Raw genomic sequence first — 16,139 nt, forward strand, 5'->3', positions numbered from 1 at the left:
ATCATGTGCATCGGCATTCCCATGCAGATCCTCTCCATCGAGCCGGGTCATGCCATCTGCACCGGGCGGGGCGAGCAGCGCCGCGTCCGGACCTTGCTGGTGGCCGAGCCCGCCGTTGGCGACTGGGTGCTGGTCTTCCTCGACAGCGTCCGCGAGCGCATCGATGCGCGGCGCGCTGCCGAGATCGACGCCACGCTCGACCTGCTCGCGGCGGCGCAGGCCGGCGCCCCAGGAGGCACCGCGGCTGCGTTCGCGCTTCCCTCCGCCGCGAGCACGCAGGAACTTCTCGCGCTGTGCGGCCAGCCGCCGTTGCGCCTTGCCGACGAAACCACCGAAAGCCCTTCATGACACTCGAAACCACCGGCACCGAGACGCTCGTGCGCCTCCCGGTCCAGCAGCCCGAAACGCGCCGCGAGGGCTCCGCGCTCATCGCGCGCCTGGTCGATGACTTCGGCGCGACCTGGGTCGACGACCAGAGCATCGACGCCTGGTCCGCGCAGGGCGGCGACCGCGTCGTGCTGTTCGCGGGCGATCCGGTGCGCTTTCCCGAAGGCCAGGACGTGGCCGCCGTGCTGCCTGAACTGATGCGCAGCTTCCCAGGCCGCTTTGCCGTGGCCGTCGTGCCGCGCGACCTGGAGGACAAGGTCGCGCGCCGCTTCGGTTCGCAGCGCTGGCCCACGCTGCTGTTCCTGCGCGACGGCGGCTACGTCGGCACCGTGCCGGGCATGCACGACTGGGACGTGTTCCTGCAGCGGGTCGAAGCCGCCCTGGCGAGCCCGGTGGGCCGCGCGCCGACGATCGGCATCCCGGTCGTGAGCGCCACCGGCGCCGCCAATGCCTGTCACTGAGGATCGCATCCATGAAAGACTTCCCCATTCCCGTGCGCACCATCGGCCCCGGCTCGCAGCCCGAGGAAGAGGAGCTTGCCTACATGGCCATGCCGCAGGGCATGGAAACCTTCCGCGCGCCCGCACTGCCGGAGCCCGAGGAACTCGCGGCCCACCAGCCGGCACGCGCGGCCCTGCGCGATGCGCTCGCGCAGCTGGCGATCGTCTGCCGTGAAGGCGGCAACCGCCGCATCGCGCTGGACGGCCTCGCGGCGGGCGACCTCGCCCTCGTCAACCAGGTGCTCGGCGAGGGCGAAGTCAGTGCCCTGGTGCGGCACGAGGGCACGCCGCCGCGCGAGCTGCGGGTGCAGGAGTCCGTCTTCGCGGGCGTCTGGCGCGTCATCGGGTCGCTCGACGGCGTTGTCGCGAGCGACAGCATCGAGCTTGGCGCCATCCCCGATGCACTCAAGGCCGTCGCGCGCGAGGACGTCGCGCCCGAGGTGCCGAGGTGGTCTGGCCCGCTGCCGCCCAACGTGCAGAACGCGCCCGCCCTGCTGGCCGAGATCGAGGACCATTGGCGCGCCTGGGTGCCGGGCTGCCCGGCGCAGGTCATCAACCTCACGCTGCTGCCGATGTCGGTGGAGGACATCGGCTTTCTCGACCACCACCTGGGCACCGGCCGCGTGCTCATCCTGTCGCGCGGCTATGGCAACTGCCGCATTTCGAACACCCGCATGCCGAACTGCTGGCGGGTCGTCTACTACAACTCGCAGGACGTGGTGATCCTGAACACGGTCGAGGTGGGCGACCTGCCGGAAGTCGCGCAGGCCGCACGCGAGGACCTGGAGGATTCCCATGAGCGGCTGGCCGAGGTGCTGCAATGGATCGAGAGCGCGTGACCACGGCCGGTCCCATGCGCTTCGAGGGGAGCTATCTCGGCGACCGCGCGAAGCTGGGCGCGTCGACGCGGCTCGAATGCAAGATCTGCTGGTGGGTGTACGACCCGGCGGAGGGCGACGAGACCTGGCAGATCGCCCCGGGCACGGCCTTCACCGCCCTGCCCGACTACTGGCGCTGCCCCCAATGCGACGGCGACGCGGACCAGTTCATGGTGCTCGACAAGGCGGGCGGCCCATGACCCTCACCCACGGCGCCGGACACGCAGAGCTGACGCTGCGCACGCGCGCGCTGGAAGCCCTGTTCGACGGCATCGCGCATTCCCGCATGGCCGGCCTGCCCTTCATGAACACCGCATTGCGCGTGGAGGCGGTCGACTTCGGCCTCGAGCCCTTGGGCGGGCGCAGCGAGGTGCAGGCCGCTTCGGAATCCGGCAATGCGGCCGGCGTGCTGGTGACGCCCTGGTTCATGAACCTCGTGCGATTCCCGCTCGTGCGCCGCGACATGCCGGCACGGGTCGGCACGAGCCGGTTGCGCCAGGTCGGCCACGAGCAATTCACCTTCACCGGCGCGCACGAAGACGGCTTCGGATCGTTCGAGGCCTGCTCGATGTTCTCGCCCATGTTCGAGTTCGGCACCCAGGCCGATGCGATCGCCACCGCCTCGGCGCTGCTGGCGCAGCTGCGCCGGCCCGTCATCGCCAGCGGGGAGCCCGTGGCCGCGGCGCCGGCGCGGCGCAGCTTCCTGCTCGGCCGCGGCGCCACGCAGAGGCAGGCCCCGTGACCACGCTCCAGACCCTTGCCGGCACGCTGCGGGTGCGGCCGGGCCTGCGCCGCCCGCACAACCTGGCGAGCGACCGCCGTGCGCTCGCCGGCCTGCTGCTGGCGGGCCGGTCCGCGGCCGAAGCGCCGCACCTGCTGGCCAACTTGTTCACCTTGTGCGGCCACGCCCATTTCCTGTGCGCCACGTTGGCGCTGGCAGCGGCCCAAGGACAGGAAGCCTTCGGATCGGCCGCGCAGCGGCGCGCACTGCGCCGGGAGACCGCGCGCGACCACGCGCTGCGCATCGGCCTGGACTGGCCGGTCGAGTTGCACGTGCCGGGGGCCATGCCCGCATGGGCCGACAGCAGCCGCACCTCGTTGCTGGGATGTCCGTGGCTGGCCGATGGCGCGCGATCGAAGGGTGACGCGGAAGGCATTGCCTGGCTCGCGGATCTGCTGGGCGCTTCGCCCGCCGACTGGCTGGCGCTGTGGGAACGCGAGCCCGCGGAATGGCTCGCGCAATGGAGCGAGCGCGGGCGCGGTTGGCTCCCTGCGCTGCTGCACGCCTCTGCGGCACTCGGGAGTCGCCCCTTGCAGCCAGCGGCACCGCTGCGCCCCCACGGCAGTCCGGCGGACCTGCGCGCGCTCGCCGACGGACTGGGCACCGCCTTCGATGCCGCCGCGCCCACCTGGCGCGGCCGATGCGCCGAGACCGGAACCTGGACCCGCCTGCACGACCTGCGTGCCGATGCGCCGGCGAGCGCATGGGAACGGCTGGGCGCCCGCATCGCCGACCTGGCGCGCCTGTCGCTGCCCGACACGCCCGGACGCGCCGGCACCGGATGGCTCGCGACCGGCGCATTGCAGACGGGCACCGGTGAAGGCCTGGCATGGGTCGAAACGGCACGCGGCCTGCTGATTCATCGCGCGCGCATCGAAGGCCCGCCCGCCGACCGGCGCGTGGCCGGCTACGACGTCGTGGCGCCGACCGACTGGAACTTTCATCCCCTCGGCGCCGTGGTGCATGCGCTCGAGCGCATGCCGGCCGAGGGCCGCGAAGCGGGGCCATTGCTGTGCATCCTGATGGCCGCGTACGATCCGTGCGTGCGCTTCGCGGTCGAGTCGCGCACAGCCACCGCGGAGTTGCCCCATGCATGAAGCCAGCCTGGCCGGCGGAATCCTGAAGCTCGTCGAAGACGCGGCACGCCGCGAGGGATTCCATCGCGTGACCGCCCTGCGGCTGGAGGCGGGGCAGCTCTGTGGCGTGGAGACGCGCGCCCTGCGCTTCGCGCTCGAGGCGATCGCACCCCGCACCTGTCTGGAGGGCGCGTCGATCGACATCCTCGAGCCCCCCGGCACCGCGTGGTGCATGCCCTGCGGCGCCAGCGTCGAGATCACGCGGCGCGGCGACGCCTGCCCGCGCTGCCGCAGCCATCAGCTTCAGGCCACGGGCGGCACCGAGCTGCGCGTGCTCGAACTGCAAGTCGAAGATTCATAAGGAGACCCATCATGTGTGTCGTTTGCGGATGCGCCGAGATCGAACATGAGCATGAACACAGCCATGACCATGACCATGACCACGGCCACGGCCACGTTCATCCTCCTCGAGGCGACCTGCACTTCGGTACCGGCGCGGCGCGCGTGTCGGTGCCCGGGCTGAGCCAGGAGCGCACCATCCGGCTCGAGGCCGACATTCTCGGAGAGAACAACCGCGTTGCCGCGCGCAACCGCGGCCACTTCGCGGCGCACGGCGTGAATGCGCTCAACCTGCTGTCCAGCCCCGGATCGGGCAAGACCACCCTGCTGTGCGCCACCATCGACGCACTGCGGGCGCGCCATCCCGCCCTGGCCATCTCGGTCATCGAAGGCGACCAGCAGACGAGCTTCGACGCCGAGCGCATCCGAGCGACCGGCGTGCCGGCCATCCAGGTGAACACCGGCAAGGGCTGCCATCTGGACGCCCCGATGATCGAACAGGCCTTCGCGCAGCTGCACCACCATGCACACGGTCCTTCACATGTGGACGAGCGCAGCCTGCTGTTCATCGAGAACGTGGGCAATCTCGTCTGTCCGGCCCTCTGGGACCTCGGCGAGGCCGCCAAGGTGGTGCTGCTGTCGGTCACCGAGGGCGAGGACAAGCCGCTCAAGTATCCGGACATGTTCGCGGCCGCCCAGCTGATGGTGCTCACCAAGACCGACCTGCTGCCGCACCTGCGCTTCGACGTCGCACGCTGCATCGAAGGCGCGCGCCGCGTGAACCCGGCCATCGGGGTCATCCAGTTGTCGGCCACCAGCGGCGAAGGCATGGCCGCCTGGCTCGACTGGCTCGCCGATGCGGATGGCGGCACCCGCCGCCTCGCGCACTGAAGCCCATGAAACAGCCGCTTCCCGCCGTGCTGGCCAGCGGGGCCTGGCTCAAGAACACCGCATGCCTGCTCGACCATGGGCAGGCGCGCTGGTCTGCATTGCATGGGGACCTGCAGGACCCCGCGGCCTGCCGCCAGCTGGAGGCTTCGCTGCGCGCACTCGCACGCGCGGCGCGGGCGCCGGTGGCGGCCGTGGCGCATGACCTGCATCCCGACTTCTACAGCACGCGCATCGCCGTCGCGCTCGCGGACGAATGGGGCGTGCCGGCCATCGCGGTGCAGCACCACCATGCGCACATCGCGGCCGTGATGGCCGAACACGGCCTGGACGAACCCGTCATCGGCCTGGCGCTCGACGGTGTCGGACTCGGCACCGACGGCACCGCCTGGGGCGGCGAACTGCTGCGCGTCAGCGGCCACGGCTGGGAGCGCCTGGGAAGCCTGTGGCCGCTGGGGCTGCCCGGCGGCGATGCCGCGGCACGCGAGCCTTGGCGCATGGCCGCCTCCGCCCTGCACGCGCTCGGTGCCGGCGACCGGATTGCCGCGCGCTTTTCGCCGGACGTCGGGTCTGGCCTGGCGGCCGGCGTGCAGCGCATGCTCGCGACCGGATTGAATTGCCCGACCACAAGCAGCGCCGGCCGCTGGTTCGATGCGGCGGCCGGTGCGCTGGGCCTCTGCATTCGGCAGGCCCACGAGGCCGAGGCCGCGGTGGCCCTCGAAGCGGCGGCCGCACGCTGGCTGGCCAGGCACGCCATCGTCGAGACGGCGATCTGGCCCGACACCCACGACCTGCGGCATCTCGATCTTCGCCCGCTGCTCGCGCAGCTGTTCGCCTGGCCCGAGCCGCAGCGCAACGGCGACGAGGCCGCCGCCTGGTTCCACATCCTGCTGGCCCAAGGCCTGGCGGGCTGGGCCGCCGCCGCGGCGCGCCAGACCGGCTGCCGCATCGTCTGCCTCGGCGGCGGCTGCTTTTTCAACGCGATCCTGCGCAGCCGCGTGACGCAGGCGCTCCAGGCGCATGGCCTTCGCGCCGTGTCGGCCGAGGCCATCGGTTGCGGCGACGCGGCCCTGGCGCTGGGCCAGGCCTGGGTCGCCGCCCATGGCCTGCGCAACGCACCCTCCCCCATTTCACGAGAAGCCATGCCATGTGCCTAGCCATTCCCACCCAACTGATCGAACTGCGCCCTGGTGCGCTGGGGCTGGTCGAACTCGGCGGCATCCGCAAGGAAATCTCGGTCGCACTGGTGCCTGACGCCGTGGTCGGCGACTATGTGATCGTGCACGTCGGCCACGCCATCGGGCGGATCGACCCCGAGGAGGCCCAGCGCACGCTGGCCATGTTCGGCACGCTGGCGCAGCTCGCCGCAACCCATGAGGCGGCCCTGCCATGAAGTACATCGACGAATTCCGCGACGGAGCCATCGCGAAGAAGATCCAGGCCCGTCTGCACGCGGAGGCGCAGCCCGGCCGGCTGTACAGCTTCATGGAGTTCTGCGGCGGCCACACGCACGCGATCTCGCGCTATGGCATCGGCGAGCTGCTGCCGCACAACGTGCGCATGATCCATGGTCCGGGATGCCCGGTGTGCGTGCTGCCGATCGGGCGCATCGACCTGGCGATCCAGCTCGCGCTCGAGCGCGGGGCCATCGTCTGCACCTACGGCGACACGATGCGCGTTCCGGCCTCCGGCGGGCTCTCGCTGGTGCGCGCGAAGGCCCGCGGCGGCGACATCCGCATGGTGTATTCCGGCGCCGATGCGCTCGAGATCGCGCGCCGCGAGCCCGGCCGCGAAGTGGTGTTCTTCGCCATCGGCTTCGAGACCACCACGCCGCCGACGGCGCTGACGATCCGCACCGCACAGCAGGAAGGATTGAAGAACTTCAGCGTGCTGTGCTGCCATGTGCTGACCCCTTCCGCGATCACGCACATTCTCGAATCGCCTGAGGTCCGCGAGTTCGGCACCGTGCCGATCGACGGCTTTGTCGGGCCGGCCCACGTCAGCATCGTGATCGGCTCGGCGCCTTACGAACATTTCGCCGAGGAATATCGCAAGCCGGTCGTGATTGCCGGCTTCGAGCCGCTCGACGTGATGCAGGCCGTGCTGATGTTGGTGCGCCAGGTCAACGAAGGCCGCGCAGAGGTCGAGAACGAATTCACCCGCGCGGTGAACCGCGACGGCAACCTGCATGCGCAGGCGCTGGTCTCGCAGGTGTTCGAACTGCGCAGCAGCTTCGAGTGGCGCGGCCTGGGCGAAGTGCCGTACAGCGCGCTGAAGATTCGCTCGGCGTTCGCGGAATTCGACGCCGAGCGCCGCTTCGGCCTGGGCTACCAGCCGGTGCCGGACAACAAGGCCTGCGAGTGCGGCGCGATCCTGCGCGGGGTCAAGAAGCCTACCGACTGCAAGATCTTCGGTACGGTCTGCACGCCGGAGAACCCGGTCGGCTCCTGCATGGTGTCGTCGGAGGGCGCATGCGCCGCGCACTACTCGTACGGGCGCTTCAAGGACATTGCGGTCAGGGTCGAGGTGGCCGCATGAAGAAGGACTACATCCGCCCGCTCGACATCCGCCACGGACGCGTCGACATGGGCCATGGGGCCGGCGGGCGGGCGGCGGCGCAGCTGATCGAGGAGCTGTTCCTTGCCGCGTTCGACAACGAGTACCTTCGCCAGGGCGACGACGGCGCGGCGCTGGCGATCCCGGTGGGCGCCAGGCTCGTGATGGCCACCGACGGCCACGTCGTCTCGCCCCTGTTCTTTGCCGGTGGCGACGTCGGCTCGCTCTCGGTGCACGGCACGATCAACGACGTTGCGATGTGCGGCGCGGTGCCGCTCTACCTTGCGGCGAGCTTCATCCTCGAGGAAGGCTTTCCGCTCGCCGACCTGAAACGCATCGTCGACTCGATGGCCGCGGCCTCGCGCGCGGCCGGCGTGCCGGTGGTCACCGGCGACACGAAGGTCGTCGAGAAGGGCAAGGGCGACGGCGTGTTCATCAGCACCACCGGCGTCGGCGTCGTCGCCGCCGGGGTCCACATTTCGGGCGCCAACGCGCGCCCGGGCGACGCGGTGCTGCTCTCGGGCACGATCGGCGAGCATGGCGTGGCGGTGCTGTCGAAACGGGAATCGCTGGATTTCGAAACCACCGTCGCCTCCGACAGTGTGGCGCTGCATGGGCTGGTGGCAGCGATGCTCGCGGCCTCGGACGGTGTGCGTGTGCTGCGCGATCCGACGCGCGGCGGCCTCGCGACCACGCTGAACGAGATCGCGCGCCAGTCGAACGTGGGCATGCTGCTCGAGGAGGCGGCCATTCCGGTGCTGCCGCAGGTCGAGGCGGCGTGCGAGCTGCTCGGCCTCGATCCGCTCTATGTCGCCAACGAAGGCAAGCTGGTCGCGATCTGCGCGCCCGACGCCGCGGAAGCGGTATTGGCGGCCATGCGCGCGCATCCGCTCGGCGCGAATGCCGTGCGCATCGGCAGCGTCACCGAGGACCCCCACCGCTTCGTGCAGATGGAGACCAGCTTCGGCGGCCGGCGCGTCGTCGATTGGCTGAGCGGCGAGCAGTTGCCGCGCATCTGCTGAAAGGCCGCCTTGGCGCGGACCGAGATGGACGACCAGGCCTCCAAACGCATCTTCGCCAAGACAGAAGCCGGCCGTGCGGCACTGGCCGAACGTTCTTCGGCCGGGCGGGCGCGAACGGCGCTGATCCTCGTCAACGGCCAGGACAGCGTGCAGGCGCTGCGCGCGACGCTCGGGCCGGACGCCGACGTCCTGATCCAGGAGCTGCACCGGCGCGGCCTGGTCGCGCTCCGGCGGCCGGCGATCCAGGCCCCGGCGCCCCGGCCGGTACAGGCGCCGCCCGTCCCGCCGTTGGACGAGTCCGATCGGCTCGAGCCACTGAAGCGCGAGGCGATCGCCCGGCTGGGGCCGCACTTCGGACCCGATGCGCCGATCATCGCGGCAGCCCTCGTGGCCGCCACCCAAACTGCGGCCTACAACGCCGCGCTCGGCACGATCGAGGCGCGGCTGGCGCTGTACCTGGGCAAGGCCGGCGCCGCGCAGGTGCTGGCCGGACTGCGGGGCTGAGATGACGCCCGCCCCGCTGCGCATCCTGCTGCTGTGTCACAGCTTCAACAGTCTGAGCCAGCGCCTGTTCTGCGAGCTGCGCGCGCGGGGCCACGAGGTCTCGGTCGAGCTCGACATCGCCGACCGCGTCACCGAAGAGGCGGTCGAGCTGTTCCGCCCCGCCCTGGTGATCGCACCGTTCCTGAAGCGGCTGATCCAGCCTTCTGTGTGGCAGCGTCAGCCGTGCCTCATCGTGCACCCCGGGCCGGTCGGTGACCGCGGCCCTGCGGCGCTCGACTGGGCCGTGCGCGAAAGCGAGGCCGGCTGGGGCGTGACCGTGCTGCAGGCCAACGAGGCCTTCGATGCGGGCCCGGTGTGGGCGCACGCCGGCTTCGCGATGCGGGCGGCCGCCAAAGGCAGCCTGTACCGGCGGGAAGTGACGGAGGCGGCCGTCGATGCGGTGCTGCGTGCCGTGGCGAACTTCGAGGCCGGCGGCCCCGACGGCGAGAGCCCGGCCCGGCCCGCGGCTTCCACCTGGCGCGGCCCGCTGCCCCAAGCCGAGCGCTGCATCGACTGGTCGAAGGACAAGACGGCCACCGTGCTCGCGAAGATCCGCAGCGCCGACGGCCATCCCGGCGTGCAGGACGAGCTCTTCGGCCAGCCATGCCGCGTGTTCGACGCGCACGCCGCCACGCCGGATGCACCCGACGCCTCGCCACCCGGCGCGCTGATCGGCCGCCGCGACGGGGCCGTGCTGCGCCGCACGGTCGACGGCGCGGTCTGGATCGGCCACGCCAGCCTTGCCGGCCCCTGCGGCGGCAAGGCCTTCAAGCTGCCATGCGATCTTGCCTTCGGCGCGGCCTTCGAGGCGCTCCCCGCGATGAACGTGCCGCTGGAGCGCGCGAGCGGCGAGTGGGGGGAGATCCGCTACCAGGAGTTCGGCGCCCCGGGCGCCCGCGTCGGCTGCCTGTCGTTCGAGTTCTACAACGGCGCGATGTCGACGGCGCAATGCCGACGCCTTCTGGCCGCGTGGCGCGAGGCCACGGCCCGCGACACGCGCGTGCTGCTCATCGCCGGCGGCGCCGACTTCTTCAGCAACGGCATCCACCTGAACTGCATCGAGGCGGCCTCGTACCGCGAGGACGACAGCGCCGCCGACGAGTCGATGCGCAACATCGAGGCGATGGACGACCTGGCCGAGGCGGTCATCCACACCACCGACCGGCTGACCATCGCACTGCTGCGCGGCAATGCCGGCGCCGGCGGGGCCTTTCTCGCGCTTGCCGCCGACGAGGTCTGGGCGCACCAAGGCGTGGTGCTGAACCCGCACTACAAGAACATGGGGAACCTGTACGGCTCGGAGTACTGGACCTACCTGCTGCCGCGCCGCCTCGGCGACGAGGGCGCGGCCGCCCTGATGGCGGGCCGCCTTCCGCTGGGCGCGCCGCAGGCGCTGTCGATCGGGCTCATCGACCGGTGCATGGATGTGGCGGCAGCGGGGTTCGAGACACTGGCAATCACCCATGCGACGGCGCTGGCCGCGGCGCACAATGTCGAGCAAAGAATTGCCGCAAAGGCGAGTCGGCGCGGCGCCGACGAGACCGCGCGCCCCCTCGCCGACTACCGCCTTCACGAGCTTTCACGCATGCATCGCAACTTCTACGGCTTCGACCCGAGCTTTCATGTCGCGCGGTATCACTTCGTCCACAAGCTGCCCATGGCATGGACGCCTCGTCACCTGGCCCGGCACCGCGACGGCATGAACGCCGCGAGCGCCCGATGATGCCGGCCGCGCCGGTACCGACTGTCCTCGTCATCGACGACGAGGTGCGCTCGCAGGACGCGATCCGCCGCACGCTCGACGAGGAGTTCGCCGTGCTGACGGCCAGCGATGCGGACGAGGCCCGCCGCCAGCTCGAGCGCCAACCGGTCAGCGTGATCCTGTGCGACCAGCGCATGCCCGGCGAGACCGGCGTCACCTTCCTGAAGGAGGTGCGCGAGCGCTGGCCCGACACGGTGCGCATCGTGATCTCGGGCTACACCGACTCCGAGGACATCATCGCGGGCATCAACGACGCCGGCATCTACCAGTACCTGCTCAAGCCGTGGGTCCCCGACCACCTGCTGCGCACGGTGCGCGATGCGGCCGAAGCCCAGATGCTCCAGCGCGACATGAACCGGCTCGACCTCGAGCTGCGCACCAGCACGCCGGTGCTGCGGCGCCGAGCCGCCAACAAGCTGGAGCGGGCGCGCACTGCCTTCGATTTCGATCGCATCGAGCGCGCCGACGGCAGCCCGCTCGACGCGGTGTGCGAGCTGGCGGCGCGCGTCGCGCGCTACGACCTCAGCCTGCTGGTACTCGGAGAGTCGGGCTCCGGCAAGGAGCTTCTGGCACGCGCGGTGCATTACGCGAGCCCCCGCGCCAGCGGGCCCTTCGTGGTCGAGAACTGCGCCGCCATTCCCGACACGCTGCTCGAGTCGGAGCTTTTCGGCCACAAGCGCGGCGCGTTCACCGGTGCGTTCGAAGACCATGTCGGATTGTTCCAGCGCGCCAATGGCGGCACCGTCTTCCTCGACGAGATCGGCGAAACCTCGGCCGCGTTCCAGCTGCGCCTGCTGCGGGTGCTCCAGGAGGGCGAGGTGCGGCCCGTCGGCTCGCCGCGCACCGTGCCGGTCGATGTGCGCGTCATCGCGGCCACGCATCGCAACCTCGAGCAGCGGGTGCATGAGGGACATTTCCGCGAGGATCTGTTCTACCGCATCGCCTGCGTGACGCTCACGGTGCCACCGCTGCGCGAGCGCGGCGGAGACATCGGGCCGATCGCGCGTCGGCTCGTGAGCGAGGTGGGCGAGGCGCTGGGGCGGCCGGGCGCGGCGCTCTCGGACGAGGCGATGGCCTGCCTCATGACCTACCCCTGGCCCGGCAACATACGCGAGCTGCGCAACGAGATCTCGCGCGCAGTGGCGCTCAGCGCCGAGGACCTGATCGACGGCACCGCCTTCTCGACGCGCGTCCTGCAGGGCCAGGCGGGACGCACCGCCACCGCGCAATCGCCGTCGCTGCCGGCCAGCGGCACGCTGGCCGAGCGCCTCGATGCGATCGAGGCCATGCTGCTGCGCGAGACGCTGCTGCGCAACCGCTGGAACAAGACCCGCGTGGCCAAGGAACTGGGACTGTCCCGGGTCGGCCTGCGCGGCAAGATGGCCCGCTTCGGGCTGGAAGGCTGAATCGATGGACACCACGATGCCGAACTTCAACGTCCTGTGGCTGCAGTCGGGCGGCTGCGGCGGCTGCAGCATGTCGCTTCTTTGCGCCGACACGGCGGACTTCCACGGCCAGCTGCGCGACGCCGGCATCAACCTGCTGTGGCATCCGTCGCTATCGCTCGAAAGCGGCTGCGAGCTCATCGAACTGCTCGAGCGCGCCGCCGATGGCCGCCTGCGCGTCGATGCGCTGTGCATCGAAGGCTCGCTGCTGCGCGGGCCGAACAACACCGGCCGCTTCCATGTCCTGGCCGGCACAGGCATCCCGATGATCGACTGGGTCCGCCGGCTGGCCGCGACGGCGCGGCAGGTCGTGGCGATCGGCAGCTGCGCGGCGTGGGGCGGCATCGCCGCGGGAGGGAGCAACCCGACCGATGCCTGCGGCCTCCAGTACGAGGACGACCGCCCGGGCGGCCTGCTCGGCGCGGAATTCCGCTGCGGCAGCGGCCTGCCGGTCATCAACGTGGCGGGCTGCCCAACGCATCCTGGGTGGGTGATTGACAGCCTCATGGCGCTGGCGGCCGGCCAGTTCTCCGCCGCCGACCTGGACCCGTTGAACCGGCCGCGGTTCTATGCCGACCAGCTGGTGCACCACGGCTGCACCCGCAACGAGTATTACGAGTTCAAGGCCAGCGCCGAGAAGCCCTCGGACCTGGGCTGCATGATGGAGCACATGGGCTGCAAGGGCACGCAGGTGCATGCCGACTGCAACACGCGGCTGTGGAACGGAGAAGGCTCCTGCACCCGCGGCGGCTACGCCTGCATCGCCTGCACCGAGCCGGGCTTCCAGGAGCCGGGGCACCCGTTCCACGAGACGCCCAAGATCGCCGGCATTCCCATCGGCCTGCCGACCGACATGCCCAAGGCCTGGTTCGTCGCGCTGGCGTCGCTGTCGAAGTCGGCCACGCCCAAGCGCGTGAAAGCCAACGCCACGGCGGACCACCTCAAGGTCGCGCCCGCGGTGCGCAAGACCCGCCTGCGCTAGCCTGCCGCCATGACACGCCTGCTGGTCGGACCTTTCAACCGCGTCGAGGGCGACCTGGAAGTCACGCTCGACATCGAGGATGGACGCGTGTCGTCCGCCCGCGTGAACTCGCCGATGTACCGGGGCTTCGAGCAGATCCTGCAGGGCAAGCGGCCGCACGATGCGCTGGTCTACGTACCGCGCATCTGCGGCATCTGCTCGGTGTCGCAGTCGGTCGCCTCGGCGCGCGCGCTCGCCGACATGGGCGGCCTGTGCATGCCGCCCAACGGCCAGCACGTGACCAATGTGATCCTGGCCACCGAGAACATGGCCGACCACCTGACGCATTTCTACCTGTTCTTCATGCCCGACTTCACGCGGGCCGTCTACGCCGGACGGCCATGGCACGCCGAAGCCCTGCGCCGCTTCGACCCGGCCACCGGCGAGCAGGCGCGCCAGGCCATCGCGGCGCGGCAGCGCTGGTTCACCATGCTCGGCCTCCTGGCCGGCAAATGGCCGCACACCCAGAGCATCGAACCTGGCGGTTCGACGCGGGCTGTGGACGGCGCCGAGCGCACGCGCCTGCTGGCACGCATGCGCGAGTTCCGGCGCTTTCTGGAGCAGCAGCTGTTTGCCGCGCCGCTGGAGCAGGTGCTCTCGCTCGCAAGCGCCGACGACCTGTGGGACTGGGATGCCCGCGCGCCCCTCAGAGGAGATTTCAGGATGTTCCTGGCCATTGCACGCGACGCGGGCCTGATGGACCTGGGCAACGGGCCGGGCCGGTACCTGAGCTATGGCGCCTACCCGCAGCCCGGCGCCGAGTTCGTGTTCCCGCGCGGCGTCTGGCGCGCCGACGGCGACAGCCTCGGCCCCCTCGACGAGCGCGGCATCCTCGAAGACGCGACACACGCATGGCTTGCGGACGACGGCGGTCCGCGGCATCCACGCGAAGGCCTGACGGTGCCCGCCGGCGACAAGCCGGGCGCTTACACCTGGAACAAGGCGCCCCGCCTTGCCGGAGAGGTGGTCGAAACCGGTGCCATCGCGCGGCAGCTCGCCGCTGGCCATCCGCTCGTGCGCAACATGGTGGGGCGCCATGGCGGCACCGTCTTCACGCGCGTGCTGGCACGCCTGCTGGAGCTTGCGCAGGTGGTGCCGCTGATGGAGCAATGGATGCTCGCACTGGAGCCCGGCGAGCCGTACTGCGCCAGTGGCGCGTTGCCCGACGAGGGCACCGGCGTCGGCCTGAGCGAAGCGGCACGCGGCAGCCTGGGGCACTGGATCTCGGTGCGGCGCGGCCAGATCGAGAACTACCAGATCGTTGCGCCGACCACCTGGAACTTCTCTCCGCGAGACGCGGCCGGCACGCCGGGCGCCCTGGAAAGCGCGCTCGAGGGCGCGCCGGTGCACGAGGGCGAGACGACGCCCGTCTCGGTGCAGCACATCGTGCGTTCCTTCGATCCGTGCATGGTCTGCACCGTCCACTGATGCCGCCGCGCCGCACCGAACGCCCGAGGGCAGCGCCGCATGGCGTGGATGACGCCACCTGGCTGGACGTGATCCAGAAGATGGACGAGGTCTATTCGCAGCTGGTTCAGGACGAGGTCGAGCTCGAGAAGAAGAACGAGGAACTCGAGCAATCGCAGCAGTTCATCTTCAGCATCCTGTCCGCCATGTCGGACGTGCTGCTGGTCTGCACCGAAAAGGGCGAGATCGAGGAGACGAACGCGGCCTTGTGCGAACTGGTCGGCCGCAGCGACGCCGACCTGCGCGGCACCTCCCTCCTCGCCCTGCTGGCGGACGCCGGCAGCATCGCGCGGGCGCATGCGGTGCTCATGAACGCCAGCCCCACCCGGCGCGGCGAGACGATCGAGCTGAACCTGTTCGCCGCCGACGGAAGCAGCGTGCCGGTCGACGCCAACTGCACCCCGCGCGCCACGCCTTCGGGCCGCCGTGTCGGCACGGTGTTCGTCGCGCGGCCGACGGCCGAACTGCGCCGCGCCTACCAGGAGCTGCGCTCGGCGCACGAGGCGCTCAAGCAGACCCAGCAGCAGCTACTGCATTCGGAAAAGATGGCGTCGCTGGGCCGGCTGGTGGCGGGCGTGGCGCACGAACTCAACAACCCGATCAGCTTCGTGCTCGGCAACGTGCATGCGCTGAGTCGCTACAGCGACAAGCTGCGCACCTACATGGCGGCCGTTCACGAGGACAAGGACCCGCAGGCCCTGCTCGAACTGCGCACCCGGCTTCGCATCGAGCATCTTCTGGATGACCTGCCGTCGCTCATCGAGGGCACGCTGGAGGGCGCGCAGCGCACCGCGGCCATCGTGAACGGCTTGAAGAGGTTCTCGGCCATGGATCCGGAAGAACGGAAACGCGTGGACCTCAACGACGTGGCCGAACGTGCCATTCTCTGGGTGTCCAAAGGCACGTCGCAGCCGCTGAAGGTCGATTGGCAGCCGGCTTCGCCATGCCTCGTCGAAGGCAGCCTCGGACAATTGCAGCAGGTCGTGATGAACCTGATCCAGAACGCCGTGGATGCGGCCAGCACGGCCCAGCCTCCGCGTGCGCCGCATCTGTGGATCCATGCCCGTGCCGGCGCCACGAACAACCTGCTGTCCGTGCGCGACAACGGACCGGGGATCGCACCGGAATTGCTGTCCCGAATCTTCGATCCGTTCTTCACCACCAAGCCGGTCGGCAAGGGCACCGGGCTCGGGCTGTCCATCAGCTACGGGATCATCGAGCAGCATGGCGGAACGTTGCGCGTTCGCAATCACCCGGAAGGCGGTGCGGAGTTCACGGTCGAGTTGCCTGCAGTGAACGGAGCGAGCTGAAGCCGCCGCTCGCTGGAATCAGTGGATTTCGCCCAGTGCCCGGCGCACCAATTCGTCCGCCGCACCCGGCCTGAGTAGGCCGCTCGCCCTTGGGCTGGTTGATCTGACAACAACAATACCTTGCCGTACTTCCACAGAGTCCACGGCAAGAAACCTGAACTCCG

Annotated in this window: 18 protein-coding genes; all 18 read left to right on the forward strand. The window is 70.5% G+C overall.

Going from position 1 to position 16,139, the window contains the following annotated elements; genetic code table 11:
* Window positions 1–3 precede the first annotated feature (3 nt).
* The 18 genes from VPA02S_RS15435 to VPA02S_RS15520 are packed head-to-tail and all read left to right on the forward strand — an operon-like array spanning window position 4 to window position 15,975.
* On the forward strand, window positions 4–348 hold the full coding sequence (locus VPA02S_RS15435) for a HypC/HybG/HupF family hydrogenase formation chaperone (RefSeq protein WP_062364615.1): 345 nt from the start codon (window positions 4–6) through the stop codon (window positions 346–348).
* Window positions 345–848 carry a thioredoxin domain-containing protein gene (locus VPA02S_RS15440; RefSeq protein ID WP_062364616.1) on the forward strand — a complete coding sequence of 168 codons (504 nt, stop codon included), beginning with the start codon at window positions 345–347 and terminating at the stop codon, window positions 846–848. The genes VPA02S_RS15435 and VPA02S_RS15440 overlap by 4 nt, the downstream gene beginning before the upstream one ends.
* 11 nt (window positions 849–859) lie before the next feature.
* A complete protein-coding gene (locus VPA02S_RS15445; protein WP_062364618.1) occupies window positions 860–1,726 on the forward strand; it encodes a hydrogenase expression/formation protein in 867 nt (288 codons plus the stop codon).
* Entirely contained in the window at window positions 1,708–1,965 is a 258-nt protein-coding gene (locus VPA02S_RS15450) for a rubredoxin (RefSeq protein ID WP_062364620.1), read from the forward strand. Before VPA02S_RS15445 ends, VPA02S_RS15450 begins: the two co-directional genes overlap by 19 nt.
* On the forward strand, window positions 1,962–2,507 hold the full coding sequence (gene hybE, locus VPA02S_RS15455; protein ID WP_062364622.1) for a [NiFe]-hydrogenase assembly chaperone HybE: 546 nt from the start codon (window positions 1,962–1,964) through the stop codon (window positions 2,505–2,507). The genes VPA02S_RS15450 and hybE overlap by 4 nt, the downstream gene beginning before the upstream one ends.
* Window positions 2,504–3,643: a hypothetical protein gene (locus VPA02S_RS15460; protein ID WP_062364624.1), complete on the forward strand. Its 1,140-nt coding sequence runs from the start codon at window positions 2,504–2,506 to the stop codon at window positions 3,641–3,643. The genes hybE and VPA02S_RS15460 overlap by 4 nt, the downstream gene beginning before the upstream one ends.
* Window positions 3,636–3,983 (forward strand): hydrogenase maturation nickel metallochaperone HypA, encoded by a 348-nt coding sequence (gene hypA, locus VPA02S_RS15465; RefSeq protein WP_018904274.1) that lies wholly within the window; start codon window positions 3,636–3,638, stop codon window positions 3,981–3,983. Before VPA02S_RS15460 ends, hypA begins: the two co-directional genes overlap by 8 nt.
* Before the next feature lie 11 nt (window positions 3,984–3,994).
* Window positions 3,995–4,852, forward strand: coding sequence for a hydrogenase nickel incorporation protein HypB (hypB, locus tag VPA02S_RS15470; RefSeq protein ID WP_062364625.1), 858 nt, complete (start codon window positions 3,995–3,997; stop codon window positions 4,850–4,852).
* Window positions 4,853–4,857: 5 nt separating this feature from the next.
* Complete coding sequence (locus VPA02S_RS15475) at window positions 4,858–6,006, forward strand: Kae1-like domain-containing protein (protein ID WP_062364627.1); 1,149 nt, start codon at window positions 4,858–4,860, stop codon at window positions 6,004–6,006.
* Window positions 5,997–6,242 carry a HypC/HybG/HupF family hydrogenase formation chaperone gene (locus VPA02S_RS15480; protein ID WP_062364629.1) on the forward strand — a complete coding sequence of 82 codons (246 nt, stop codon included), beginning with the start codon at window positions 5,997–5,999 and terminating at the stop codon, window positions 6,240–6,242. Before VPA02S_RS15475 ends, VPA02S_RS15480 begins: the two co-directional genes overlap by 10 nt.
* Entirely contained in the window at window positions 6,239–7,387 is a 1,149-nt protein-coding gene (gene hypD, locus VPA02S_RS15485; protein ID WP_062364631.1) for a hydrogenase formation protein HypD, read from the forward strand. Before VPA02S_RS15480 ends, hypD begins: the two co-directional genes overlap by 4 nt.
* A complete protein-coding gene (hypE, locus tag VPA02S_RS15490; protein ID WP_081247539.1) occupies window positions 7,384–8,427 on the forward strand; it encodes a hydrogenase expression/formation protein HypE in 1,044 nt (347 codons plus the stop codon). Before hypD ends, hypE begins: the two co-directional genes overlap by 4 nt.
* 24 nt (window positions 8,428–8,451) lie before the next feature.
* A complete protein-coding gene (locus VPA02S_RS15495) occupies window positions 8,452–8,931 on the forward strand; it encodes a hypothetical protein (protein WP_062364635.1) in 480 nt (159 codons plus the stop codon).
* Window position 8,932: 1 nt separating this feature from the next.
* Window positions 8,933–10,693: an enoyl-CoA hydratase-related protein gene (locus tag VPA02S_RS15500; RefSeq protein WP_062364637.1), complete on the forward strand. Its 1,761-nt coding sequence runs from the start codon at window positions 8,933–8,935 to the stop codon at window positions 10,691–10,693.
* Complete coding sequence (locus VPA02S_RS15505) at window positions 10,690–12,138, forward strand: sigma-54-dependent transcriptional regulator (protein ID WP_062364639.1); 1,449 nt, start codon at window positions 10,690–10,692, stop codon at window positions 12,136–12,138. The genes VPA02S_RS15500 and VPA02S_RS15505 overlap by 4 nt, the downstream gene beginning before the upstream one ends.
* 4 nt (window positions 12,139–12,142) lie before the next feature.
* Complete coding sequence (locus VPA02S_RS15510) at window positions 12,143–13,159, forward strand: NADH-quinone oxidoreductase subunit B family protein (RefSeq protein WP_062364641.1); 1,017 nt, start codon at window positions 12,143–12,145, stop codon at window positions 13,157–13,159.
* 9 nt (window positions 13,160–13,168) lie between these two features.
* Complete coding sequence (locus VPA02S_RS15515; RefSeq protein WP_062364643.1) at window positions 13,169–14,626, forward strand: nickel-dependent hydrogenase large subunit; 1,458 nt, start codon at window positions 13,169–13,171, stop codon at window positions 14,624–14,626.
* The gene (locus tag VPA02S_RS15520) at window positions 14,626–15,975 is read left to right on the forward strand and encodes a PAS domain-containing sensor histidine kinase (RefSeq protein ID WP_062364646.1); all 1,350 of its coding nucleotides are present in this window, start codon (window positions 14,626–14,628) and stop codon (window positions 15,973–15,975) included. Before VPA02S_RS15515 ends, VPA02S_RS15520 begins: the two co-directional genes overlap by 1 nt.
* The last annotated feature ends 164 nt before the right edge of the window (window positions 15,976–16,139 follow it).

Origin of the sequence: Variovorax paradoxus NBRC 15149 (assembly GCF_001591365.1) — a bacterium.
GTDB classification, from domain to species: Bacteria; Pseudomonadota; Gammaproteobacteria; order Burkholderiales; family Burkholderiaceae_C; genus Variovorax; species Variovorax paradoxus.

Excerpts from the sequence above, each read along its gene's own strand:
- hypD (WP_062364631.1), top strand. The coding sequence starts at position 6,239 with ATGAAGTACATCGACGAATTCCGCGACGGAGCCATCGCGAAGAAGATC.
- VPA02S_RS15505 (WP_062364639.1), top strand. The coding sequence starts at position 10,690 with ATGATGCCGGCCGCGCCGGTACCGACTGTCCTCGTCATCGACGACGAG.
- hypA (WP_018904274.1), top strand. The coding sequence starts at position 3,636 with ATGCATGAAGCCAGCCTGGCCGGCGGAATCCTGAAGCTCGTCGAAGAC.
- VPA02S_RS15520 (WP_062364646.1), top strand. The coding sequence starts at position 14,626 with ATGCCGCCGCGCCGCACCGAACGCCCGAGGGCAGCGCCGCATGGCGTG.
- hypB (WP_062364625.1), top strand. The coding sequence starts at position 3,995 with ATGTGTGTCGTTTGCGGATGCGCCGAGATCGAACATGAGCATGAACAC.
- VPA02S_RS15510 (WP_062364641.1), top strand. The coding sequence starts at position 12,143 with ATGGACACCACGATGCCGAACTTCAACGTCCTGTGGCTGCAGTCGGGC.
- VPA02S_RS15475 (WP_062364627.1), top strand. The coding sequence starts at position 4,858 with ATGAAACAGCCGCTTCCCGCCGTGCTGGCCAGCGGGGCCTGGCTCAAG.
- VPA02S_RS15500 (WP_062364637.1), top strand. The coding sequence starts at position 8,933 with ATGACGCCCGCCCCGCTGCGCATCCTGCTGCTGTGTCACAGCTTCAAC.
- VPA02S_RS15480 (WP_062364629.1), top strand. The coding sequence starts at position 5,997 with ATGTGCCTAGCCATTCCCACCCAACTGATCGAACTGCGCCCTGGTGCG.
- VPA02S_RS15435 (WP_062364615.1), top strand. The coding sequence starts at position 4 with ATGTGCATCGGCATTCCCATGCAGATCCTCTCCATCGAGCCGGGTCAT.
- VPA02S_RS15440 (WP_062364616.1), top strand. The coding sequence starts at position 345 with ATGACACTCGAAACCACCGGCACCGAGACGCTCGTGCGCCTCCCGGTC.
- VPA02S_RS15515 (WP_062364643.1), top strand. The coding sequence starts at position 13,169 with ATGACACGCCTGCTGGTCGGACCTTTCAACCGCGTCGAGGGCGACCTG.
- VPA02S_RS15450 (WP_062364620.1), top strand. The coding sequence starts at position 1,708 with ATGGATCGAGAGCGCGTGACCACGGCCGGTCCCATGCGCTTCGAGGGG.
- hybE (WP_062364622.1), top strand. The coding sequence starts at position 1,962 with ATGACCCTCACCCACGGCGCCGGACACGCAGAGCTGACGCTGCGCACG.
- VPA02S_RS15495 (WP_062364635.1), top strand. The coding sequence starts at position 8,452 with ATGGACGACCAGGCCTCCAAACGCATCTTCGCCAAGACAGAAGCCGGC.
- hypE (WP_081247539.1), top strand. The coding sequence starts at position 7,384 with ATGAAGAAGGACTACATCCGCCCGCTCGACATCCGCCACGGACGCGTC.
- VPA02S_RS15445 (WP_062364618.1), top strand. The coding sequence starts at position 860 with ATGAAAGACTTCCCCATTCCCGTGCGCACCATCGGCCCCGGCTCGCAG.